General features: G+C 72.5%; 22 protein-coding genes. 14 read left to right on the plus strand and 8 right to left on the minus strand.

Going from position 1 to position 22,724, the window contains the following annotated elements:
- Positions 1 to 36: 36 nt before the first annotated feature.
- From EV384_RS12550 to EV384_RS12575, 6 genes are all read left to right on the plus strand, one after another.
- Complete coding sequence (locus EV384_RS12550) at positions 37 to 264, plus strand: hypothetical protein (protein WP_130333142.1); 228 nt, start codon at positions 37 to 39, stop codon at positions 262 to 264.
- A 20-nt stretch (positions 265 to 284) separates the two neighbouring features.
- Positions 285 to 1,427, plus strand: coding sequence for an acyl-CoA dehydrogenase family protein (locus EV384_RS12555; protein WP_130333144.1), 1,143 nt, complete (start codon positions 285 to 287; stop codon positions 1,425 to 1,427).
- A 75-nt stretch (positions 1,428 to 1,502) separates the two neighbouring features.
- On the plus strand, positions 1,503 to 2,852 hold the full coding sequence (locus EV384_RS12560; RefSeq protein ID WP_130333146.1) for an MFS transporter: 1,350 nt from the start codon (positions 1,503 to 1,505) through the stop codon (positions 2,850 to 2,852).
- A 4-nt stretch (positions 2,853 to 2,856) separates the two neighbouring features.
- Positions 2,857 to 3,057, plus strand: coding sequence for a DUF3046 domain-containing protein (locus EV384_RS12565; RefSeq protein ID WP_130333148.1), 201 nt, complete (start codon positions 2,857 to 2,859; stop codon positions 3,055 to 3,057).
- A gap of 185 nt (positions 3,058 to 3,242) precedes the next feature.
- On the plus strand, positions 3,243 to 4,289 hold the full coding sequence (gene recA, locus EV384_RS12570; RefSeq protein ID WP_109799633.1) for a recombinase RecA: 1,047 nt from the start codon (positions 3,243 to 3,245) through the stop codon (positions 4,287 to 4,289).
- Between the two features lie 15 nt (positions 4,290 to 4,304).
- A complete protein-coding gene (locus EV384_RS12575) occupies positions 4,305 to 5,003 on the plus strand; it encodes a regulatory protein RecX (protein WP_130333150.1) in 699 nt (232 codons plus the stop codon).
- 56 nt (positions 5,004 to 5,059) lie between these two features.
- Here EV384_RS12575 and EV384_RS12580 read toward each other — a convergent pair whose 3' ends face one another.
- Positions 5,060 to 5,635, minus strand: coding sequence for a hypothetical protein (locus EV384_RS12580; RefSeq protein ID WP_130333152.1), 576 nt, complete (start codon positions 5,633 to 5,635; stop codon positions 5,060 to 5,062).
- A 721-nt stretch (positions 5,636 to 6,356) separates the two neighbouring features.
- Between EV384_RS12580 and rny the strand changes: the two genes are divergently transcribed.
- A complete protein-coding gene (gene rny, locus EV384_RS12585; protein WP_130333154.1) occupies positions 6,357 to 8,123 on the plus strand; it encodes a ribonuclease Y in 1,767 nt (588 codons plus the stop codon).
- Between the two features lie 60 nt (positions 8,124 to 8,183).
- On the opposite strand, the gene EV384_RS12590 is transcribed toward rny, so the two are convergent.
- Genes EV384_RS12590 through EV384_RS12605 form a run of 4 tightly spaced genes read right to left on the minus strand, consistent with a single transcriptional unit; the run spans position 8,184 to position 11,586 of the window.
- Positions 8,184 to 9,152 carry an amino acid ABC transporter permease gene (locus tag EV384_RS12590; protein WP_130333156.1) on the minus strand — a complete coding sequence of 323 codons (969 nt, stop codon included), beginning with the start codon at positions 9,150 to 9,152 and terminating at the stop codon, positions 8,184 to 8,186.
- On the minus strand, positions 9,149 to 9,856 hold the full coding sequence (locus EV384_RS12595) for an amino acid ABC transporter permease (protein ID WP_089010536.1): 708 nt from the start codon (positions 9,854 to 9,856) through the stop codon (positions 9,149 to 9,151). Before EV384_RS12595 ends, EV384_RS12590 begins: the two co-directional genes overlap by 4 nt.
- A 41-nt stretch (positions 9,857 to 9,897) precedes the next feature.
- Complete coding sequence (locus EV384_RS12600; RefSeq protein ID WP_130333158.1) at positions 9,898 to 10,773, minus strand: glutamate ABC transporter substrate-binding protein; 876 nt, start codon at positions 10,771 to 10,773, stop codon at positions 9,898 to 9,900.
- Positions 10,774 to 10,830: 57 nt separating this feature from the next.
- On the minus strand, positions 10,831 to 11,586 hold the full coding sequence (locus EV384_RS12605) for an amino acid ABC transporter ATP-binding protein (RefSeq protein WP_130333160.1): 756 nt from the start codon (positions 11,584 to 11,586) through the stop codon (positions 10,831 to 10,833).
- Positions 11,587 to 11,783: 197 nt separating this feature from the next.
- On the opposite strand from EV384_RS12605, the gene selD reads away from it, so the two are divergent.
- Positions 11,784 to 12,773, plus strand: coding sequence for a selenide, water dikinase SelD (gene selD / locus EV384_RS12610; RefSeq protein WP_130333162.1), 990 nt, complete (start codon positions 11,784 to 11,786; stop codon positions 12,771 to 12,773).
- A 201-nt stretch (positions 12,774 to 12,974) separates the two neighbouring features.
- Entirely contained in the window at positions 12,975 to 13,454 is a 480-nt protein-coding gene (locus EV384_RS12615) for a hypothetical protein (RefSeq protein WP_130333164.1), read from the plus strand.
- A gap of 77 nt (positions 13,455 to 13,531) precedes the next feature.
- On the opposite strand, the gene EV384_RS12620 is transcribed toward EV384_RS12615, so the two are convergent.
- On the minus strand, positions 13,532 to 13,759 hold the full coding sequence (locus EV384_RS12620) for a DUF2277 family protein (RefSeq protein ID WP_089010531.1): 228 nt from the start codon (positions 13,757 to 13,759) through the stop codon (positions 13,532 to 13,534).
- A gap of 52 nt (positions 13,760 to 13,811) precedes the next feature.
- On the opposite strand from EV384_RS12620, the gene miaB reads away from it, so the two are divergent.
- Positions 13,812 to 15,311 (plus strand): tRNA (N6-isopentenyl adenosine(37)-C2)-methylthiotransferase MiaB, encoded by a 1,500-nt coding sequence (miaB, locus tag EV384_RS12625; RefSeq protein ID WP_130333166.1) that lies wholly within the window; start codon positions 13,812 to 13,814, stop codon positions 15,309 to 15,311.
- 212 nt (positions 15,312 to 15,523) lie between these two features.
- Here miaB and EV384_RS12630 read toward each other — a convergent pair whose 3' ends face one another.
- Entirely contained in the window at positions 15,524 to 16,732 is a 1,209-nt protein-coding gene (locus tag EV384_RS12630; protein ID WP_130333168.1) for a DUF349 domain-containing protein, read from the minus strand.
- Between the two features lie 153 nt (positions 16,733 to 16,885).
- Here EV384_RS12630 and EV384_RS12635 point away from each other — a divergent pair, with 153 nt between their 5' ends.
- From EV384_RS12635 to dapF, 3 genes are read left to right on the plus strand one after another with little or no spacing between them, the layout of a single operon-like run.
- A complete protein-coding gene (locus EV384_RS12635; RefSeq protein WP_165439923.1) occupies positions 16,886 to 17,653 on the plus strand; it encodes a class III extradiol dioxygenase subunit B-like domain-containing protein in 768 nt (255 codons plus the stop codon).
- The gene (gene miaA, locus EV384_RS12640) at positions 17,638 to 18,561 is read left to right on the plus strand and encodes a tRNA (adenosine(37)-N6)-dimethylallyltransferase MiaA (RefSeq protein ID WP_242624467.1); all 924 of its coding nucleotides are present in this window, start codon (positions 17,638 to 17,640) and stop codon (positions 18,559 to 18,561) included. The genes EV384_RS12635 and miaA overlap by 16 nt, the downstream gene beginning before the upstream one ends.
- Before the next feature lie 7 nt (positions 18,562 to 18,568).
- Entirely contained in the window at positions 18,569 to 19,414 is an 846-nt protein-coding gene (gene dapF / locus EV384_RS12645; protein WP_130333172.1) for a diaminopimelate epimerase, read from the plus strand.
- A gap of 177 nt (positions 19,415 to 19,591) precedes the next feature.
- Here the strand turns inward: dapF and EV384_RS12650 are convergent, their stop codons facing one another.
- Positions 19,592 to 21,064 carry an NAD-dependent malic enzyme gene (locus EV384_RS12650; protein ID WP_130333174.1) on the minus strand — a complete coding sequence of 491 codons (1,473 nt, stop codon included), beginning with the start codon at positions 21,062 to 21,064 and terminating at the stop codon, positions 19,592 to 19,594.
- Between the two features lie 194 nt (positions 21,065 to 21,258).
- On the opposite strand from EV384_RS12650, the gene hflX reads away from it, so the two are divergent.
- Positions 21,259 to 22,722, plus strand: a complete 1,464-nt coding sequence (gene hflX, locus EV384_RS12655) for a GTPase HflX (protein WP_130333176.1) — start codon at positions 21,259 to 21,261, stop codon at positions 22,720 to 22,722.
- Positions 22,723 to 22,724: the final 2 nt, after the last annotated feature.

The following is a 22,724-nucleotide window of genomic DNA, read 5'->3' on the forward strand; positions in this document are numbered from 1 at the left end:
GAGTGCCGGAGGCTCGGGCGGGGTAACCCCCGCGCCATGGCCGACGACCGTTCCCGCCGTTCCCTGCCGGTGCGGCTCGGCGCGCCCGGCCCGTACGTGCTCGCCGCTCTGATCCTGTTCGCGCTGCTGGTGGCGGGGAGTGTCCGCTGGGCGGCGATCTACGGGCTGGTCGCGGCGGTCTGCCTGGGCGTCGCGGCGCTGACCCTGTGCCGGGTGCGCCGGCTGGATCGGCGGCTGACCGCACCCTCTGGGCAGCGCGGTTGAGCGGTGCCACACTGGCCGCCATGGAGCAGCATCTCTACGAACCCGTCCACGAGGAGTTCCGCGACCTGTGCCGGGAGTTTCTGGCCCGGGAGGCCGCCCCGCACCACGAGCGCTGGGAGGCCGACGGGATCGTCGACCGGGAGGTCTGGCGCAAGGCCGGCGCGGCCGGGCTGCTCGGCATGGACGTCGACACCGAGTATGGCGGCGGCGGCCAGCGGGACTTCCGGTTCAACGCGGTGCTGGTCGAGGAGATCGTCGCGTCCGGCTGTTCCGGGCTCGGCTTCGGCCTGCACAACGATGTGGTGGCGCCGTACCTGACCGAGCTGACCACCGACGACCAGCGCAAGCGCTGGCTGCCGCGCTTCTGCTCCGGGGACCTGGTCACCGCGATCGCGATGAGCGAGCCCGGCGCGGGCAGCGACCTGGCCGGGATCCGCACCAGCGCGGTCCGCGACGGTGACACGTACCTGCTCAACGGCCAGAAGACGTTCATCACCAACGGCGAGATGGCCGACCTGGTGGTGCTGGTCGTCCGGACCGCCCCGGACCAGGGCGCCCACGGGGTGAGCCTGGTCGCGGTGGAGACCGGGACCCCCGGGTTCACCCGGGGCCGGCGGCTGGCCAAGGTCGGGCTGAAGGCCAACGACACCGCCGAGCTCTTCTTCGACGACTGCCGGGTGCCGGCGGAGAACCTGATCGGCACCGAGAACCACGGCTTCTACCACCTGATGGGGAACCTGCCCCGGGAGCGGCTGAGCATCGCGGTGGCCGCGGTCGCGGCGGCGGAGAAGCTGCTCGCGGTCACCCTCGACTACGCCCGCTCGCGGGAGGCGTTCGGCCGGCCGATCGGGAAGTTCCAGCACAACCGTTTCCTCCTGGCCGAGCTGGACACCGAGGTGACGATCGCGCGCACCTTCGTCAACCACTGCGTCGCCGAGTTCAACGCCGGCCGGCTGTCGGTGACCGACGCGGCGAAGGCCAAGTGGTGGACCACCGAGCTGCAGAACAAGGTCGCCGACCGCTGCGTGCAGCTGCACGGCGGCTACGGCTTCATGCTGGAGTACCCGGTGGCGAAGGCCTGGCTGGACGGGCGGGTGCAGACCATCTACGGCGGCACCACCGAGATCATGAAGGAGATCATCGGCCGAGGTCTCGGCCTGTAGCGAAACCGGGTGCCGCCGGGTGGGGCGGGTGCGCAAGGATGGGGCTTCGTCTGACCCCTAACCGAGGAGGCCGGGATGGCCACCGATCTGACCGCGCCGGCCCGTACCCGGCCGGACGTCGCGCCGATCCAGCGGCGGACCCTGCGCCTGCTCTTCACCACCCAGATCATCGGCGGGGTCGGCGTCACCATCGGCATCGCGGTGGGGGCGCTGCTCGCCGCGCGGGTCGCCGGCACCGCGATGGCCGGCCTGGCGCAGAGCGCCGCCGTGGTGGGTGGGGCCCTGCTTGCCGTCCCGGTCACCCGGATCATGAACGGGCACGGACGCCGGCCGGGACTGGCCGTCGCCTACCTGGCCGGCGCGGTCGGCGCCGTGCTGGTGGTGCTCGCCACCGTCACCCGCTCCGTGCCGCTGCTCTTCCTCGGCATGCTGCTCTTCGGTGGGGGCACCGCGGCGAACCTCCAGGCCCGCTACGCCGCGGTGGACCTCGCCGAGCCGGCCCGCCGGGGCCGTCAGCTCTCGCTGATCGTCTGGGCCACCACCATCGGCGCCGTGGCGGCGCCGAACTTCGCCGCGCTCGCCGACCGCGCCACCACCGGTTGGGGGCTGCCGGCGCTGGCCGGCCCGTTCGCGTTCAGCGCTGCCGCCTTCGCGCTCGCCGCCGTCGTACTCCTCGTGCTCTTGCGGCCCGACCCGCTGCTCACCGCCCGCCGGCTGGCGGCGGCCGAGGCCCCGGTGGCGGCCGCCGTCGCGCCGCCGGACCTCACCCCGCCGGCGGACGCCGTCGCCCCGCCAGCTCCGACCGCCCGGCGCGGCGCGGGGATGCGGGCGGCCTGGCAGGTGGTACGCGGGCGCCCGGCCGCCCGGCTCGGCATCGCGGCGGTGGCGGTGGGCCACGTGGTGATGGTGGCGGTGATGTCGATGACCCCGGTACGCCTCGGCGAGTCGCACTCCGACGCGGACGTGCTGCGGGTGGTCGGCATCGTGCTGAGCCTGCACATCGCCGGCATGTACGCCCTCAGCCCGCTGGTGGGCTGGCTCACCGACCGGGCGGGCCGGCGCGCGGTCATCCTGGGCGGGGTCGCAACGCTGCTGGCCGCGTGCGCGGTCGCCGGCACCGCCGGGCACCACACGCCCCGGCTCTCGATCGGCCTGGTCCTGCTCGGACTGGGCTGGTCCGGCACCATGGTGGCCGGCTCGACGCTGCTGTCGGAGTCGGTGCCGGCCGCGGTCCGGCCGAGCGTGCAGGGGTTCTCCGACCTGACGATGGGGCTGGCCGGCGCGGGAGCCGCCGCGGTCAGCGGGTTTGTCATGCGGGCGGCCGGTTATCCGGTGCTCACCCTGCTGGCGGCGATCGCGGTCGTGCCCCTGGTGGCGCTAGCGTTGCGTCCGGTGCCCGGGCGGGTGCCCGACGAGGAGGACTGATCACGTGCGGCTGACCGACTTCTGGGCGCGGCTGGAGGAGGCGTTCGGGCCGGATTACGCGGCCAGCATCGCCCGCGACCAGGTGCTGTCCCAGCTCGGCGGGCGGACCATCGAGCAGGCGCTCCGGTCGGGTGAGCAGACCCACGTGGTCTGGCGGGCCGTCGTCGCCGCCTATCCCGACCGGGTCCCCGCCCGGCTACGTTGAGCGGCCCTTTCGCCGCGTCCGCGTGTCGCTTGCCGAGTCGTACACCTGTTCGGCTATTGTCCACAGCGGGGTGCTCGTCCACAGCTCGCGGCCCGTCGGCTGGTTTTCTGTCGGACCCAGCGCCTAGCGTGTCCCGCGTGACGCGAAGCTCAGGAAAGACGCCGGCGAAGGCAGGGGTGGCAAACATGGCCGCAGGGCCCGATCGGGAGAAGGCACTCGACCTTGCTCTCGCTCAGATCGACAAGCAGTTCGGCAAGGGTTCGGTGATGCGGCTGGGCGAGCGGCCGGTCATCCAGACCGCGGTGATTCCGACCGGCTCGATCGCGCTCGACGTGGCGCTCGGCGTGGGCGGTCTGCCCCGCGGCCGGGTCGTCGAGATCTACGGTCCCGAGTCCAGCGGTAAGACCACGGTCGCCCTGCACGCAGTGGCCAACGCCCAGCGGGCCGGTGGCATCGCCGCTTTCATCGACGCCGAGCACGCGCTCGACCCGGATTACGCGAAGGCCCTCGGTGTCGACACCGACGCCCTGCTGGTCTCCCAGCCGGACACCGGTGAGCAGGCGCTGGAGATCGTCGACATGCTGGTCCGCTCCGGCGCGATCGACGTCATCGTGATCGACTCGGTCGCGGCCCTGGTGCCGCGTGCCGAGATCGAGGGCGAGATGGGCGACAGCCACGTGGGTCTGCAGGCCCGGCTGATGAGCCAGGCGCTGCGGAAGATCACCGGTGTGCTCAACAACACCGGCACCACGGCGATCTTCATCAACCAGCTCCGCGAGAAGATCGGCGTGATGTTCGGCAGCCCGGAGACCACCACCGGTGGTCGGGCGCTGAAGTTCTACGCCTCGGTCCGGCTCGACGTGCGCCGCATCGAGAGCCTCAAGGACGGCACCGACGTGGTCGGTAACCGCACCCGCGTCAAGGTCGTGAAGAACAAGGTCGCCGCGCCGTTCAAGCAGGCCGAGTTCGACATCATGTACGGCAAGGGCATCTCCCGCGAGGGCTCGCTGATCGACGTCGGCGTGGAGCAGGCGATCATCCGCAAGTCCGGCGCCTGGTACACCTACGACGGCGACCAGCTCGGCCAGGGCAAGGAGAAGGCCCGGGAGTTCCTCAAGGAGAACCCGGACGTGGCCGCCGAGATCGAGAAGAAGATCCTGGAGAAGCTCGGCGTCGGGGTCGGCGCGGGCGACGCCGCCGGTGGCCCGGAGCTGCCGCCGGTCGACTTCTGACCGGTCGCCGGCTAAGTGGCAGGACGACGCGCCCGCACGGGGCGGGGCTGGGACGCGAGCCCGCCCCGGGCGGGTGACGACAACACGACCCCCCGGCCCCGACGGGGCCGCCGCGGCCGGTCCGAGGAGGCCGACCCGGAGGCGACCCCGGCGCCACCGCGCGACGAGGCCGAGGTGGCCCGGGAGATCTGCCTGCGGCAGCTCGCGGTGCGGCCGCGTACCCGGGCGGAGCTGGCCGGCGCGCTGGCCAAGCGGGGCATCTCCGAGGAGGTCTCCGCGCAGGTGCTCGACCGGTACGACGAGGTCGGCATCATCGACGACGCCGCCTTCGCCCGGGCCTGGGTCTCCAGCCGGCACGCCGGCCGGGGGCTGGCCCGGCGGGCGCTCGCCAACGAGCTGCGCCAGCGCGGGGTGGACGGGGACACCGCCAGCGAGGCCCTCGGCGAGCTGGACGAGGAGACCGAGGCGGAGACCGCCCGCGCCCTGGTGGACCGGAAGCTGCGCTCCGTCCGGGGCGAGCCGGACGCGGTCTTCCGCCGGCTGGTGGGCATGCTCGCCCGCAAGGGCTACCCGCCGGGCGTGGCGATCCGGGCGGTGAAGGACGCGCTCGCCGCGCAGAGCGCGGAGGCGGCCGAGTTCGCCGACCAGATCGACGCCGACGCCCTCGCCGACGCCGAGGGCGAGCTCGACCGGGACAACCGAGTGCCGGAGTGACCCGGGCAGAGCGGGGAGAGCCGGGTCCCTGGCGCCCGCCGGGCCGCCGGCACCGGTCAACGCTTCACCCGCAACGAGCCCGTGACCAGGTCGCAGCCGGCCCGGATCTCCGTTCTGCGGTGCTCGTACCCGCAGTAGACCATGAAGATCTCCTTACCTCCGGGGATCCGGCCGGCGACCATGATCACGGGAGCTGCCCCCGGTCCGGTCTGTCGTGGTCCGGGTGACCAGTCCGGGTCGCTCCGGACCGACTGCATGCCGTCGACGGTCAACCACTGCAGCGAGGGCTGATTGGGCGTCCCGGGCGGGATGTCCAGGTAGTACTCCACGGGGTCTGCGTCTGCCTCCGGGCGGAAGACGAGCACCGTGATCCGGTCCAACGGGCCGGCTGCCGGCGGAGCGAGGTGCAGGCAGGTCGGCGGAACGGGCGGGCATGGCTGCTGTGCCCAATCCGCCGGCAGATCGACGCTGAGCCGACCATCGCCGGTGGCGACCCGGCCGTCGGTGGTCATCCGGCTGTCGGTGGCGCTTCCGCCCAGCTCGCGCGCGGCGATCAGGTGGCGACCCCAGACGACCCCCGCGCCGATGGTGAGCGTGAGCACGAGGAGCATCGCGAGCAGGGTCCGCTTCATGATCGCGACACTAGGGAGCCGGCCTCGGGGAGAGAATCGTCCATCGGGCCGGTCGTGGGCGCCGCCAGGGTGTTGATCCACTCCATTTCATGGAAGTCGGGATGCCGCGAGTTAGGTCGGCCAGCCCGACTTCCATGACCCTGCCCTCGAATGGCCCGCACCCTTGCGCCGGGGCGGTCTCGCCCGGGTCGGCCGCGCGGCCCCTGCCGGCTGGGCAGCGCTGGCCCGGCCTGGAACGTGTCCTCCTTTGTCCTCCGCTGTCCGGCTGTGGATCAGCGGAAAGTTACGCCGCGAATTCCCTCCGTCCGGGGGGTTTGATCATGAGTTCTTGACCAGAGCGGCCCCGGAGACCTAGCCTCGCCATACAGGCTCACATTGCCCGACCAGCGCAGGCTAAGCGCACAACATAGATCTCGTAACAGAACAGCATCACTTTGGCCAGCTTCACCGGCCTTTGACGGCAGCTCCGGACAGCCGGTCCGGAGCCGACCGACAACTGCAACCGGCTGTCGGCGATGTCCTTCCGGGGGCACCGCCGACGGAGAGCTACCCACTGCCAGCCGCTCCGGTCGGGCGTCCAGAGCCGCAGGTGCGTGCCCCTGGCACGTCTCCTGCGGAGTCGACGTTCAGGGGAGGCGGCCATGGCGGGGCGGCACAGGTTCACCGGCGGTCTTCCACGCATCGGCGGCCGGACGGCGGCCGCAGGCTCCGGGGCGACGGCATGAGCGCCTTCGACGTGGTCATCCTCGCGGTGGTGCTGATCCTGGCCGTCGTGGTGGTCGGGGCCGTCCTGGTGGGCGTCCGGACGATGCGCCGGATCAGCGTCGCGCCGACCCCCGGGGACCCGGCCTTCATCGCCGAGAAGGACCGCCAGGAGCAGTCCCTGGCCGCCCTGCGCTCCGCCGCCGACGAGGCGAACAGCACCATCGACGTGGCGAAGTCGGCCGCCGCCGCGGCTCGCGCCGAGGCGGCCGCCGCGAAGGCCGAGGCGAAGGCGGCCCGGGCCGAGGCCGGGCGGGTGCTCGACGACGCCCGCGCGGAGGCCGACACCGTCCTGGAGCGGGCGCACAAGCAGGCCGAGGCGGACGCCGAGCGGCTCCGTACGGCCGCCCGGCGCAGCGGCGAGCGGGAGGTCGCCGTGCTCGCCGCGACCACCCGGGAGCAGGCCGCCGAGGTGGAGCGCCGGGCCGCCCGGATGGACGAGCGGGAGCGGCTGCACACCGAGGAGGTGGAGCGGCTCGCCGAGCGGGAGCGGCAGCTCACCGCCGCCAGCGCCGCCCTCGCCGCCCGGGAGAACGCCCTGGCGGAGCGGGAGCGGGCGGTGGCCGAGGCGGAGGAGCAGCGCCGACGGGAGCTGGAGCGGGTGGCCGGGCTGACCGCCGACGCCGCCCGGGCCGAGCTGGTCGAGGTGATCGAGGGCCAGGCCAAGCGGGAGGCCGCGCTGCTGGTCCGGGACATCGAGTCGGACGCCCGCAACACCGCCGAGCAGCGCGCCCGGCACATCGTGGTCGACGCCATCCAGCGGGTGGCCAGCGAGCAGACCGCGGAGAGCGTGGTCAGTGTCCTGCACCTGCCCGGCGACGAGATGAAGGGGCGGATCATCGGCCGGGAGGGTCGCAACATCCGCGCCTTCGAGTCCGTCACCGGGGTCAACCTGATCATCGACGACACCCCCGAGGCGGTGCTGCTCTCCTGCTTCGACCCGGTCCGCCGGGAGGTCGGCCGGCTCACCCTGGAGAAGCTGGTCCTCGACGGGCGGATCCACCCGCACCGGATCGAGGAGGTCTACGAGCTGGCCCGGCACGAGGTGGAGGAGCTGTGCCACCGCGCCGCCGAGGACGCGCTGGTCGAGGTCGGCATCACCGACATCCACCCGGAGTTGGTCACCCTGCTCGGCCGGCTGCGCTACCGGACGTCGTACGGGCAGAACGTGCTCAAGCACCTGGTGGAGACCGCGCACATCGCCGGCATCATGGCCGCCGAGCTGCGGCTGGACGTGCCGACCATCAAGCGGTCGGCGTTCCTGCACGACATCGGCAAGGCGCTCACCCACGAGGTGGAGGGGAGCCACGCCATCATCGGCGCCGACCTCGCCCGCAAGTACGGCGAGAGCGAGGACGTGGTGCACGCCATCGAGGCGCACCACAACGAGGTGCCGCCGCAGACCATCGAGGCCGTCCTCACCCAGGCCTCCGACGCCTGCTCCGGGGGCCGGCCGGGCGCCCGCCGGGAGAGCCTGGAGGCGTACGTCAAGCGGCTGGAGCGGATCGAGGAGATCGCGGCCGGCAAGCCCGGCGTGGAGAAGGTCTTCGCGATGCAGGCGGGCCGGGAGATCCGGGTCATGGTGAAGCCGGACGACGTCGACGACATCGGCGCGGCGGTCCTCGCGCGGGACGTGGCCAAGCAGATCGAGGAGGAGCTGACCTACCCCGGTCAGATCCGGGTGACCGTGGTCCGCGAGTCCCGGGTCACCGAGATCGCCCGCTGAGGACGCGGAAAGGGCCGGCCCGGGACACCCGGGCCGGCCCTTTCGACGTACGGCTGGGGGTCAGTTGCCGCCGGCGCCCTCGGCCTGCGACATGAGCGCCGCGGGCGGCGGGTTCAGGGCGGGGATGCCGGCGGTCTTGCGACCGCGGGCGAGCCGGCGCTGGAGGTACTGGGCCAGCTTCGACAGCGAGTAGTTCACCGCGATGAAGAGCACGGCGATCACCACGTAGACCTGGATCGGGTTGCCCAGCACGCCGATGATCTGCTTGCCGATGTTCAGGGTCTCCTCGTAGCTGATGATGAAGCCCAGCGAGGTGTCCTTGAGCACCACGACCAGCTGGCTGATCAGCGCCGGCAGCATGATCCGGAAGGCCTGGGGCAGCAGGATCATCCGGGTGGTCTGCGCGGGGGAGAGCCCGATGGCGGCGGCGGCCTCCGCCTGCCCGCCGGGCAGGCCTTCCATGCCGGAGCGGAGGATCTCGGCGATGACCACGGAGTTGTAAACGGTCAGGCCGATCACCAGGTACCAGAGGTTGTCGAACGAGACGCCGAACTCGGGGAAGCCGCGGGCCACGAAGAAGATGGTGAGCACGACCGGCAGGCCGCGGAACACCTCGACGCAGACCCGGGTGACCGCCGACAGCAGCAGGCTCAGCCCGCGCAGCAGGTACGCCAGCGGCGTGGCCAGCCCGGTGAACCGCCGCCGGGTGAGGCTCTTGAGCTGGATCCGCAGGACGGCCAGCAGGGTGCCGACCACCAGCGAGGCGACGATGGCCAGCGCGGCGGCGGTGAGCGTGTTCTTGAAGCCGAGGCCGATCCGGTCCCACACCAGGGAGAAGTTCTCGTTGGAGGGGTCGACCAGCGGCCCCCAGAGCTCCATCGAGAACTGGCCCTTGTCGTCCAGCGGCTGGTAGATCAGGAAGTACGCCCCGAGGAGCAGGACCACCCCGGCGACCAGGCTGCTGATCAGGGTGATCCGCCGCTGGCGGGGGCCGGGGACGTCGTAGAGGACGCTGGTCTGCTGACTCATCGGGCCACCGCCTGTCGCTTCTCGATCCGGTCCAGCAGGGCGCCGAGCGGCACGGTCATGATCAGGTAGCCGATCGAGATGCCGATGGCGACCGGGATGAAGGCGTAGCCCTCGGCTCCGGTGAGCTGGTCGGCCGTGGCCGACAGATCGCCGACGACCCCGAAGAAGCCGGCCAGCGCCGAGTTCTTGATCATGGCGATGATGACCGAGCCGAGCGGCACGACCGAGGCCTTCCAGGACTGCGGCAGGACCACGTAGCGCAGGTTCTGGCCGAAGGTGAGACCGATGGAGCGCGCGGCCTCGGCCTGCCCGGCCGGCACCGCGTTCACGCCGGAGCGCAGCGCCTCACAGACGAACGCCGCGGTGTAGAGCACCAGGGCGATCAGCGCGAAGCGGAAGTACGGCAGGTCGGTGCCGAGCCGGGTGAAGAGCGCGTCCACGCCGGGGATGCGCAGGAAGTCGGCGTTGGAGCCGAGCGCCGGCAGGCCGAAGGCGGCGAAGAACATCACCACGGTCAGCGGCATGTTGCGGAAGACGTTCACGTAGCCGGTGCCGACGGCGCGCAGCGGCGGCACCGGGGAGATCCGGAGCACCGCCACGACGGCGCCCAGGATCAGGGCGCCGATCGCGGCCAGTACGCAGATCTGGAGGGTGAGCCAGAAACCACCCGCAAAGACGTCGAACTTGTCGATGAGCACGTTCACGGGTCGGTGTTCCTCCCCACCCTCCAGATCGAAGGATCAGATCAGTAGCGGTTGATGGTCGGGGCGCTGCCCAGCTCCGCGCCGAACTTGCCGGCGGTGCCGTCCCAGGCCTTCTTCCAGCTGCCGTCGGCGATCGCCTTCTCCAGCGTGTCGTTGATGAAGGTGCGGAACGCGGTGTCCTCCTTCTTCACCCCGATGCCGTACGGCTCCTTGGTGAAGTTGTCGCCGGCCAGCTTGAAGGACGCCTCGTCCTTGGCGATGTAGCCGAGCAGGATCACGTTGTCCGTGGTGACCGCGTTCACCTGGCCGCCCTTGAGGGCGTCCCGGCACTTGTCGTAGGTGTCGAAGAGCACCAGCTGGGTGCCGACGTCCTTGACGTACTGCTTGATGTTCTCGGCCGGGGTCGAGCCGGTGACCGAGCAGACCTTCTTGGTGCCGTCCTTGAAGGAGTCCGGCCCGGTGATGGTGGTGTCGTCCTTCTTGACCAGGATGTTCTGGCCGGCCTCGTAGTACGGCCCGGCGAAGGCGATGCGCTCCTTGCGCTTGTCGTTGATCGTGTAGGTCGCCGCGACGAGGTCGACGGTGCCGTTGACGATCACGTCCTCGCGGACCTTGGACGGCGTCTCCACGAACTCGATCTTGTCCTCGGGGATGCCGAGCTCCTTGACGATGATCTTCGCGATCTCGACGTCGAAGCCCTCCGGCTTGCCCGACAGGCCCTTCTGGCCGAAGCCCGGCTGGTCGAACTTGGTGCCGATCTTGATCTTCTGGGCCTTGTTGAGCTTCTCCATGGTGCTGCCGGCGGCGAAGGACTTGCTGCCGGCGCCGGTGCCCTCCTCGGAGTCGCCGCCGCAGGCGGCCATCCCGAGCGCCAGGGTGGCGGCCGCCGCGAGCGCCGCTACGCGCTTCATACGCATACTTTTCTCCTTCTTCGACGGAGCCCGCCGGGGGACGGCGTGCTCCACAACGGACGCCTAGTGCGTGAGGATCTTGGACAGGAAATCCCTGGCCCGCTCGCTGCGGGGGTTCGCGAAGAATTCGGCCGGCGGCGCGTCCTCGACCAGCTGCCCGTCGGCCATGAAGATCACCCGGTTGGCCGCGTGCCGGGCGAAGCCCATCTCGTGGGTGACCACGACCATGGTCATGCCCTCCCGGGCCAGCGACGTCATCACGTCCAGCACCTCGCCGACCATCTCCGGGTCCAGCGCGCTGGTCGGCTCGTCGAAGAGCATCGCCTTGGGCTGCATGGCCAGCGCGCGGGCGATCGCCGCCCGCTGCTGCTGGCCGCCGGAGAGCTGCGCCGGGTACTTGTCGGCCTGGTTGGCGATGCCGACCCGGTCCAGCAGGGCCAGGGCGCGCTCGCGCGCGGCAGCCGGCTTCTCCTTGCGGACCTTCACCGGGCCCAGGGTCACGTTCTCCAGGATCGTCTTGTGCGCGAAGAGGTTGAACGACTGGAAGACCATGCCGACCTCGCTGCGCAGCTTGGCCAGCGCCTTCCCCTCGGCCGGCAGCGGCTGGCCGTCGAAGGTGATGGTGCCGGAGTTGATCGGCTCGAGTCGGTTGATCGCCCGGCAGAGCGTCGACTTGCCGGAGCCCGAGGGGCCGATGACCACGACCACCTCGCCCTTGCCGACGGAGAGTGACACGTCGTCCAGCACGTGCAGCGGGCCGAAGTACTTGTTGACCCCGTCCAGCACGATGAGCGGTTCGCCCGTCGCCACGTCGTCCACCGTCCCTGTCGGTCGTCCCCAAAGTGGGGTCGGTCGACCCCCGGTTGGGCAACTGTAGGCGGGCCCACGTGGCGGAACGCAACTCAGATGGTCACGGAGCGATAACACCGGTCCCCGCCGTGTCCCGGAGTCCGAATTCCGTCACGCGCCGGTCCGTCCGGATGGCGGGGGCCGGGTTTCACGGAGATCATGTGAGGATGACCGATGCGATCCGGTTGACCGATTACGCCCGGGGCGGCGGCTGCGCCTGCAAGATCCCACCGAGCGAGCTGGAGGCGATGGTCGCCGGGCTGGGACCGGCGAGCGGCACCGCCGACCTGCTGGTCGGCCTGGAGAACGGCGACGACGCCGCGGTGGTCCGGCTGGACGAGCGGACCGGCCTGGTCGCCACCGCCGACTTCTTCACCCCGGTCGTCGACGACGCGTACGACTGGGGCCGGATCGCCGCCGCCAACGCGCTCTCCGACGTGTACGCGATGGGCGGCACCCCGCTGGTGGCCCTCAACCTGCTCTGCTGGCCGCGGGAGAAGCTGCCGGTGGAGCTGGCCCGGGAGGTGCTGCGCGGCGGCCAGGACGTGGCCCGGGAGGCGGGTTGCCACCTGGCCGGCGGGCACAGCGTCGACGACGACGGCCCGAAGTACGGCCTCGCGGTCACCGGCGTGGTCCGGCCCGAGGAGCTGATCACCCTGGACGCCGGTCGCGCCGGCCTGCCGCTCTCGCTGACCAAGCCGCTCGGCGTGGGGGTGTTGAACACCCGACACAAGGCCACCGGCGAGCGTTTCCCGGAGGCGGTCGCCTCGATGAGCGCGCTGAACCGGGACGCCGCCCGGGCGGCGGTCGCCGCCGGCGTCCGCTGCGGCACCGACGTGACCGGCTTCGGCCTGCTCGGGCACGCCGCCAAGCTGGCCCGGGCGAGCCGGCTGACAGTCGCCATCGACGCGGCCCGGGTGCCGTACCTGCCGGGGGCCCGGGAGGCGCTGCGGGACGGGTACGTCAGCGGCGGCACCCGCCGCAACCTGGACTGGGTGACCCCGTGGACGGACTTCGGCGCCGCCGACGAGGGGGAGCGGCTGCTGCTGGCCGACGCGCAGACCTCCGGTGGCCTGCTGGTCGCCGGCGAGGTGCCCGGCGGCACGGTGATCGGCGAGCTGCTGCCTCGGGGCGAGCACCTGATCCGGGTCCGCTGACTGTCATGTCGTTCGCCCGGCCGGGCACCATACCCGATAAACTGTCATCTTCCCGCTACTCGGAGCAACGATGCCCGAGGAATTTTTGCCCGGAATGGTCACAGACCGGTAACTTGCCCCCGGCTGAGGTCATATGCACCCCACCATCGTCAGTAAGGCCCGATCCGGAGGCCGGTGGGACGAGCACAGCGAGGAGGCGGCATGACCGAGCTGTGGAACTGGAGAATCGACGGGGCGGCACCCGTGGAGGTGTACCCCGCGCTGGCCGAGGCGCTCGGCCGGGTGGTGATGCCCCTCGCCGTCGCCGACCCGGCCCGGCTGCCCACGTACGCGGTGATCTGCGACGTGTGGGAGGCGCCGGGGGAGTTCGGCACGATGGTCGACTGCTACGGGGTGCCCGAGCGGCTGCCCGAGCTCCCCAGCATCGCGGCGCTGGCCCGGCTGCTGGACCGCAACTGCCTGATGCGTGACGACACCCTCGACGCCGGCCGGCACCTGCTGGTCGCCCCCGACGGCACGATCCGCCCGGTGCACTTCACCGTCACCGAGACGGACGACGGCGAGGTGCTGAGCGAGCAACGGCTCTGCACCGTGGCCCACCCGGGCTGCCGGGGCTGGTCACAGTGCCACCGCTCCCGGTGGGCCCCAGACTCGGTCGCCCCGGCGCTCGCCGCAGCCTGAGCCCGGGCCGGCCGGCGCGGGTCGGCGGGCCGGCCGGGGCGGATCGGCGGGCCGGCCGGGGCGCGCGTCGGGCGGCGTCAGGCGCGGGCCGTCGGCTGCTGGCCGCGCACCACCAGCTGGTCGAGCAGCGTCGCGGTCGCGGCGGCCACGGCGTCCACCGCGGCGTCGAAAGCGGCCGCGTTGTGGGCGGCGGGCGTCCGGAAGCCCGAGATCTTCCGGACGTACTGCAACGCCGCCGCGCGGACGTCCTCCTCGGTGACCACCGGGACGTACGGCTCACGCAGGGTCTTGATGCTCCGGCACACGGCTCCTCCTCGTTCGGTCCGACCAGCTCGGCCCGGATACGCTGTCCGGGTCATGACTACCGCAGCCGTGGGCAGCCCGCGCACCTACCAGGTGCGAACGTACGGCTGCCAGATGAACGTGCACGACTCCGAGCGCATCTCCGGCCTGCTCGAACAGGCCGGCTACGTGCGCGCCGCCGAGGCCGACGATAACCCCGACGTGGTGGTGTTCAACACCTGCGCCGTCCGGGAGAACGCCGACAACCGGCTCTACGGCAACCTGGGTCATCTGCGCCCCGTGAAGGACAAGCACCCCGGGATGCAGATCGCCGTCGGCGGCTGCCTGGCCCAGAAGGACCGCGGCGAGATCGTCCGCAAGGCCCCCTGGGTGGACGTGGTCTTCGGCACGCACAACATCGGCTCGCTGCCGGTGCTGCTGGAGCGGGCCCGGCACAACGCCGCCGCCGAGGTGGAGATCCTCGAATCCCTCGACGTCTTCCCCTCCACGCTGCCGACCCGGCGCGAGTCGACGTACGCCGGCTGGGTGTCGATCTCGGTGGGCTGCAACAACACCTGCACGTTCTGCATCGTGCCCTCCCTGCGCGGCAAGGAGAAGGACCGCCGCCCCGGCGACATCCTCTCCGAGGTGCGCGCCCTGGTCGACGAGGGCGTGCTGGAGGTGACCCTGCTTGGGCAGAACGTCAACTCCTACGGCGTCGAGTTCGGTGACCGGTACGCCTTCGGGAAGCTGCTGCGCGCCTGCGGCGACATCGAGGGGCTGGAGCGGGTCCGGTTCACCAGCCCGCACCCGAAGGACTTCACCGACGACGTGATCGCCGCGATGGCCGAGACGCCGAACGTCTGCCACTCGCTGCACATGCCGCTGCAGTCCGGCTCCGACGACGTGCTGCGCGCGATGCGCCGGTCGTACCGGTCGGAGAAGTACCTGGGCATCATCGAGAAGGTCCGGGCCGCGATGCCGGACGCGGCGATCACCACCGACATCATCGTCGGCTTCCCCGGCGAGACCGACGCCGACTTCGAGCGGACCCTCGACGTGGTCCGGGCGGCCCGCTTCTCCTCGGCCTTCACCTTCCAGTACTCCAAGCGCCCCGGCACCCCCGCCGCGACGATGGACGGCCAGCTCCCCAAGCAGGTCGTGCAGGAACGCTACGAGCGGTTGATCGCCACGGTGGAGGAGATCACCTGGGCGGAGAACCGGAAGCTGGTGGGGGAGACCGTCGAGGTGCTGGTCGCCGTCGGCGAGGGGCGCAAGGACGAGCGCACCGGCCGGATGTCCGGCCGCGCCCGCGACGGCCGGCTGGTGCACTTCGACGCGGGCTCCCTCGCGGGGCAGATCCGGCCGGGCGACATCGTGCACACCACCGTCACGTACGCCGCCCCGCACCACCTCAACGCCGACGGCGAGCCGCTGTCGCACCGGCGCACCCGGGCCGGCGACGCCGCCGAGGCCGGCCGCTCCCCGCGTACCCCCGGAGTGCTGCTCGGCCTGCCCACGATCGGCGCGCCGGCCGCGGCACCCGCGCCGACCACCGGCTGCGCCGCGCACTGACCGACCGTCGACGGCCGGGACCGCCCCGTGGCGGCCCCGGCCGTCGTGCCCTCCGGGCCCGACGTGGGCGGGCCCGGACCGGCGCGGTCAGCAGGCGGTGCCGTTGAGCTTCACCGGGAGGTCCGCGTCAGCTCCCCGGCCGGACCGGCCGGGCCCGGACGTGCGGGAGCCCCGGTCCCGAGGTGGGACCGGGGCTCTCGGAGTGGCTCAGCTCAGCCGGCCTGCTCGGCCAGCTGGAGGAACTGCCGCTTTGAGGCGAGCGCCTGCTCGGCCTCCTTGATCCGGCGCGCGTCACCGGCGGCCTGGGCCCGGGACAGCCGATCCTCGGCCTCGGCGACCTGCGCCCGCATCTGCGCGAGCAGCGGGTTGTCCTCCTTGGTGGTACGGCGCCACGCCGAGTCCATGACCTCGCGGACCTTGTCGTCGATCGCGCGCAGCCGGCGCTCCAGCCCGGCGGCGGCCTCCCGCGGCACCCGGCCGGCCTCGTGCCACTGCGCCTGGATCTCCCGCAGCTTCGCCTGGGCGCCCTTCGGGTCGGCGTCCACGTTGAGGGCCTCGGCCTCCGTGAGCAGGGCCTGCTTGCGCTCCAGGTTGGCGCGCTGCTCGTTGTCCCGCGCCGAGAAGACCTCGCTGCGCCGGCTGAAGAACTCGTCCTGCGCCGCCCGGAACCGTTCCCAGAGCTTCTGCTCGGCCTCCTTGGACGCCCGCGGCGCGGCCTTCCACTGGGTCATCAGGTCCTTGAGCTGGTTGGCGGTGACCGCCCAGTCCGTGGACTCCTTCAGCTTCTCCGCCTCGGCGACCAGCTCCTCCTTGACCGTCTGCGCCTGCTTGCGCTGCTGGTCGAGGGAGGCGAAGTGGGCGCCCCGACGGCGGGTGAAGCCGTCCCGGGCGGCGGCGAACCGCTTCCACAGCTCACCGTCGGTCTTCTTGTCGACGCCGCGGATGGTCTTCCACTCGTCGAGGATCTCCTTGAGCCGGTCCCCGGCGGTCTTCCAGCCGGTCGACTCGGCGGCCAGCTTCTCGGCCTCCTCGACCAGGGCGGTCTTGCGCGCGAGGGCCGCGCCCCGAGCGGCGTCCCGGGCGGCCTTCGCCTCGCCGGCCTTCGCCTCGGCCACCTCGGCGAGCTTGTCGAGCCGGGCGGCCAGCGCGTCGATGTCACCGACCACGTGCGCCTCGGCCAGTGAGGCGCGGATCCGCCGGATCGTCGTCAGCGACCCGCCGGCGTCCGCGGCGCCGGAGTTGAGCCGGGCCTCGGTCAGGTCCACCTCGGTCACCAGGTCGGCGAAGCGTCGGGCGAAGTGGGCCAGCCCCTCCTCCGGGGCCCCCGCCTGCCAGGATCCGACCACCCGCTCGCCCTCGGCGGTCTTGACGTACACGGTGCCGTCCGCGTCCACCCGTCCGAAGGCAGTCCAGTCGCTCATGTGCCCATCCTCGTTCTCCCGGCGTCGACGGGAGAGGCCCCCGCGATCGCCGCCACGGCGCAGCAAAGTTACTCCGGGCATTGTCACAGGTCCGACCCCGTCCGCGTCGAGCGCCTGTCGTCGACCGTGACCATACGGTGTCCTACCGCTCTAATGACCGGATCGGCGCGGGGACGCACCGGGGGATCCCGCTACGGTGAGGGCGTGCCTCTGGTCGTCGCCGCCGTCTGCCCCCACCCGCCGCTGATCGTGCCCGAGCTGGCCGGCGCCGCCGCGCCCGAGCTGGACGACCTCCGCGCCGCCGCCGCCGGGGCCGTCACCCGGCTCCTCGCCGCCGGACCGGACTGCGTGGTCGTGCTGGGCTCCGGCCCGACGACGGGCTGGATCATCCCGCCCGCCGCCGGCTCGCTGCGCCCCTGGGGTCTCGACCTGACCGTCCCGCTCGGGCCGGCGCTGCCCGACGGCGAGGCGGTGCTGCCGCTGAGCCTCACCATCGGGGCGTGGCTGCTCCACCAGCACCGGGTCGGTGTGCGCGTGGTCGGCGCACAGGTCGGCCCGGAGGCGGCCGTCGGGGAGCTGGGCGGCTTCGCCGGCCAGGTGCACGAGTACCGCCCCCGGGTGGCGCTGCTGGTGATGGGGGACGGGTCGGCGTGCCGGGGGCGGCAGGCGCCCGGCTACGACGACCCGCGCGCCGAGGCGTACGACGAGGGGGTGGCCAAGGCCCTGGCCGACGCGGACCCCGACGCTCTGCTCGGCCTGGACCCGGCGCTGTCGGCGGAGCTGAAGGTCGCCGGGTGGGCGCCCTGGCAGGTGCTGGCCGGTGCGGTCCGCGCGGTGGGCGGCGACTGGCGCGGCGAGCTGAGCTACGCCGCGGCGCCCTACGGCGTCTCCTACTTCGTGGCGAACTGGGCACCGGCGTGAGGGGCACGGTCGTGGCCGTGGTCGGGCCGACCGCGGCCGGCAAGTCGGCGCTGAGCATCGCCCTGGCGCACGCGCTCGACGGCGAGGTGGTCAACGCCGACTCGATGCAGCTCTACCGGGGCATGGACATCGGCACCGCGAAGCTGACCCCGGCCGAGCGGGAGGGCGTGCCGCACCACCTGCTGGACATCTGGGCGGTGACCGAACCGGCCAGCGTCGCCGAGTACCAGCGGCTGGCCCGCACGGCGGTCGACGACATCCTCGCCCGGGGGAAGGTGCCGCTGCTGGTCGGCGGGTCGGGGCTGTACGTGCGGGCGGTGCTGGAGCAGTTCGAGTTCCCCGGCACCGACCCGGCGGTGCGGGCCCGGCTGGAGGCGGAGCTGGCGGCGGTCGGCCCGGCCCCGCTGTACGCCCGGCTGACCGAGGCCGACCCGGCCGCGGCGGCCGGCATCCTCCCCGGCAACGGCCGGCGGATCGTCCGCGCCCTGGAGGTGATCGAGCTGACCGGCGCCCCGTTCACCGCCTCGCTGCCCGAGCCGACGCCGTACTACCCCTCCGTGCAGCTCGGCGTCGACCTGGACACCGCCCTGCTGGACGAGCGGATCGCGCTGCGGGTGGACCGGATGTGGGCCGACGGCCTGGTGGCCGAGACCCAGACGCTGGTCGGGCAGGGCCTGCCCGAGGGGCGTACGGCCAGCCGGGCGCTCGGCTACCAGCAGGTGCTGCGGTTCCTCGCCGGGGAGCTGACCGAGGTCGAGGCGCACGACGAGACCATCCGGGCCACCCGCCGCTTCGTCCGGCGGCAGCGGTCCTGGTTCCGGCGCGACCCGCGCATCCACTGGCTGGACTCGGCGTCACCGGCGTTTGTCGAGACTGCGCTGCGGCTGGTCGCCGACCATCGGGGATGATGGGGGCGTGGAGTTCACCAAGGGCCACGGCACCGGCAACGACTTCGTGATCCTGCCCGACCCGGATGGCGCGCTCGACCTCAGCCCGGGGCTGGTCGCGGCGATCTGCGACCGGCGGCGCGGGGTCGGCGCGGACGGCGTGCTGCGCGTCGTACGGGCCGCCAAGCACCCGGAGGGCGCCGCCCTGGCGGGCGACGCCGAGTGGTTCATGGACTACTGGAACTCCGACGGCTCGTTCGCCGAGATGTGCGGCAACGGGGCCCGGGTCTTCGTCCGGTACCTGCTGGAGACCGGCCTGGCCACGCCGTCCGGCGCGGCGCTGCCGGTGGCCACCCGGGCCGGCGTCGTGCGCGCGCGGGTCGAGGGCGAGGCCATCGCCGTGGAGATGCGCCGCCCCCTGCTGTACGCCACCGCCACCGCCACCCTGGGCGGGCTGACCCTGCCCGGCGCCGCGGTGGACGTCGGCAACCCGCACCTGGTCTGCGCCCTGCCGGCGGGGCTGGACCTGGCGGGTCTCGACCTGACCCGCGCGCCGGACGTCGACCCGGCCGTCTTCCCGGCCGGGGTGAACGTCGAGTTCACCGTCCCGGGGGAGCCGGTGGGCGGCACCGCCGGGCACGTGCTGATGCGGGTCTACGAGCGCGGCTCGACGGAGACGCTCTCCTGCGGCACGGGCGCCTGCGCGGTGGCGGCGGTGGCTCTGCGGGACACCGGCCTGGAGACCGGCACGGTCGCGGTCGACGTGCCCGGCGGACGCCTCACCGTCACGGTGACCGAGGACTCCTGCTGGCTGTCGGGCCCGGCGGTCCTGGTCGCCACCGGCGAGCTCATCCCGGGCGCCCTGCTCGGCTGAGGCCGCCCGCCCGGTCCGCCTCCACCGCCCACACCCGGGGACGTGCGGGCCCACCACCCGCGGTCGGTCATCCGCCGGCGGTCGCTCGGGGCACCGGCGGAAGCGGAGGCGCCGGCGGTGCGGGTTCGGGTGCGTTTCTCGTCGCCCTGGCGACAAAAAACGCACCCGAAGGTGGGGTCAGGGGGTGGCGCTGGCGTTGGCGGCGATCTCCGGGAGGTCGGCCGGGCCCGGGTCGGCGGCCGGGGGCGGGGTGGTCGCCGGGTGCTGGGCGGCGGCGCGGACCGCGGCGGCGACCGCCGGGGCCACCCGCGAGTCGAAGACGCTCGGCACGATCACCGTCGGGTTGATCTTTTCCTCGCCGACCACGTCCGCGATGGCCCGGGCCGCCGCGATCGCCATCTCCTCGGTGAACTCCTCGGCGTGCGCGTCCAGCATGCCGCGGAAGACGCCCGGGAAGGCGAGCACGTTGTTGATCTGGTTCGGCTGGTCGGAGCGGCCGGTGGCGACCACCGCGGCGTGCTTGCGCGCCTCCCGCGGGTCGACCTCCGGGTCCGGGTTGGCCAGCGCGAAGACGATCGCGTCCTTGGCCATCGTGGCGATGTCGTCGCCGGTGAGCAGGTTCGGCGCGCTGACCCCGATGAAGACGTCCGCGCCCCGGATTGCCCCCGGCAGGTCGCCGGAGTAGCTCTCCTTGTTGGTGTGCTCCGCCAGCCACTGCCAGGCCGGGTTGAGGTCGGGCAGGCCGCGGTGCAGGGCGCCCTGCCGGTCGTAGGCGATGATGTCGCCCACGCCCTGGCGCAGCAGCAGCTTGATGATCGCGGTGCCGGCCGCGCCGGCCCCGGAGACCACGACCCGGACGTCCGCGAGCTGCTTGCCCACGACGCGCAGCGCGTTGGTCAGCGCGGCCAGCACGCAGATCGCGGTGCCGTGCTGGTCGTCGTGGAAGACCGGGATGTCCAGCGCCTCGCGCAGCCGGGCCTCGATCTCGAAGCAGCGCGGCGCGGCGATGTCCTCCAGGTTGATCCCGCCGTACGCAGGTGCGATCGCCTTGACGATCGCCACGATCTCGTCGGTGTCCTGGGTGTCCAGCACCACCGGCCAGGCGTCCACCCCGCCGAAGCGCTTGAACAGCGCCGCCTTGCCCTCCATCACCGGCAGCGACGCGGCCGGCCCGAGGTTGCCCAGGCCGAGCACGGCCGAGCCGTCACTGACCACGGCGACCGTGTTGCGCTTGATGGTCAGCCGGCGGGCGTCGGCCGGGTTCTCGGCGATCGCCATGCAGACCCGGGCCACGCCCGGGGTGTACGCGCGGGACAGGTCGTCGCGGGTGCGCAGCGAGACCTTGGAGTTGACCTCGATCTTGCCGCCCAGGTGCAGCAGGAACGTCCGGTCGGAGACCTTGCGGACGTCCACCCCGTCGAGCGCGGTCAGCGCGTCGACCACCTGGTCGGCGTGGCTGGCGTCGGCGGTGTCGCAGGTGAGGTCGACGATCACGCTGGTCGGATCGGAGTCGACCACGTCGAGCGCGGTGACGATCGCGCCGGCCTCGCCCACCGCGGTGGTCAGTCGGCCGATCGAGGAGGCGTCCGCGGTCACCGCGATCCGGATAGTGATCGAGAATCCCGCACTCGGAAGTCGGGTGATGGCCACGGAAAATCCCTCCGTCAGCTGAGCGGCTCGCTCCGCCTTTCTACCCGCTCACCCAGGTCGCCCGGCATCCGGCCCCGCCTTTGGGGACATGCGCCACGGGCATATAGCAGGTGCGTCGCGCGTTGACACATGTCAGGATGATCGGTACACGCGCGAAACCACTCGGTAGCGGACAGAACGGACAGGAGATCAGTTTGCGAGACCAGGAGACCTACGTTCCCTTCGAAGACGACGAGCTCGACACCACCACCGGTGAGTTCGAGCTGTCGGAGCGGCAGGCGTTGCGGCGGGTCCCCGGCCTCTCGACCGAGCTCACCGACATCACCGAGGTCGAGTACCGCCAGCTGCGGCTGGAGCGGGTCGTCCTGGTGGGCGTCTGGACCGAGGGCACCCAGGACGACGCGGAGAACAGCCTCACCGAGCTGGCGGCGCTGGCTGAGACGGCCGGCTCGCAGGTGCTCGAGGGGCTGATCCAGCGGCGTCACCGGCCGGACCCGGCCACCTACGTCGGCCGGGGCAAGGTCGAAGACCTCGGCGCGATGGTGCTCTCCACCGGCGCCGACACGGTGATCTGCGACGGTGAGCTCTCCCCGTCCCAGCTGCGCAACCTGGAGCAGCGCACCAAGGTCAAGGTGGTCGACCGGACGGCGCTGATCCTCGACATCTTCGCCCAGCACGCCAAGAGCAAGGAAGGTAAGGCGCAGGTCGAGCTGGCCCAGCTCGAATACCTGCTCCCGCGGCTCCGCGGTTGGGGTGAGACGCTCTCCCGGCAGACCGGTGGTTCCGGCCGCGGCGGCGGCGCCGGCGGCGGCGTGGGCCTGCGTGGTCCCGGTGAGACCAAGCTCGAGACCGACCGGCGCCGGATCCGGAACCGCATCTCGCGGCTGCGCCGCGAGATCAAGGGCATGAAGACGGTACGCCAGACCAAGCGCGCCCGTCGGTCCCGCAACGCGGTGCCCGCAGTGGCCATCGCTGGCTACACCAACGCCGGCAAGTCCAGCCTGCTCAACCGGCTGACCGGGGCGGGTGTGCTGGTCGAGAACGCGCTCTTCGCCACCCTCGACCCGACCACCCGCAAGGCCACCACCTCCGATGGGCGGCTCTACACCCTCTCCGACACGGTCGGCTTCGTCCGGCACCTGCCGCACCAGATCGTCGAGGCGTTCCGCTCGACGCTCGAGGAGGTCGCCGACTCCGACCTGGTGGTGCACGTGGTGGACGGCACCCACCCGGACCCGGAGGAGCAGGTCAGGGCGGTCCGCGAGGTGCTCGCCGAGGTGGGCGCCGACCGGCTGCCCGAGCTGCTGGTGGTCAACAAGACCGACGCCGCCGACGAGGAGACGCTGCTGCGGCTCAAGCGGCTCTGGCCGGACGCGGTCTTCGTCTCCGCCCACAACGGGCGGGGTGTCGACGGGCTGCGCGAGGCGATCGAGGAGCGGCTGCCCCGTCCGGCGGTGGAGGTGCACGCGGTGCTCCCCTACGACCGGGGTGACCTGGTGGCCCGGCTGCACCGGCAGGGCGAGGTGCTGAGCACCTCCCACCTCCCCGAGGGGACGCTGCTGCACGTGCGGGTGGGCGAGGCGCTCGCCGCCGAGCTGGCGCCGTTCCGTGCCGGCGAGCGGCTCGTCGAGGAGGAGCGGGTCGGCGCCGGTCGATGAGG

Origin of the sequence: Micromonospora kangleipakensis, assembly GCF_004217615.1 — a bacterium.
GTDB lineage: Bacteria > Actinomycetota > Actinomycetes > Mycobacteriales > Micromonosporaceae > Micromonospora > Micromonospora kangleipakensis.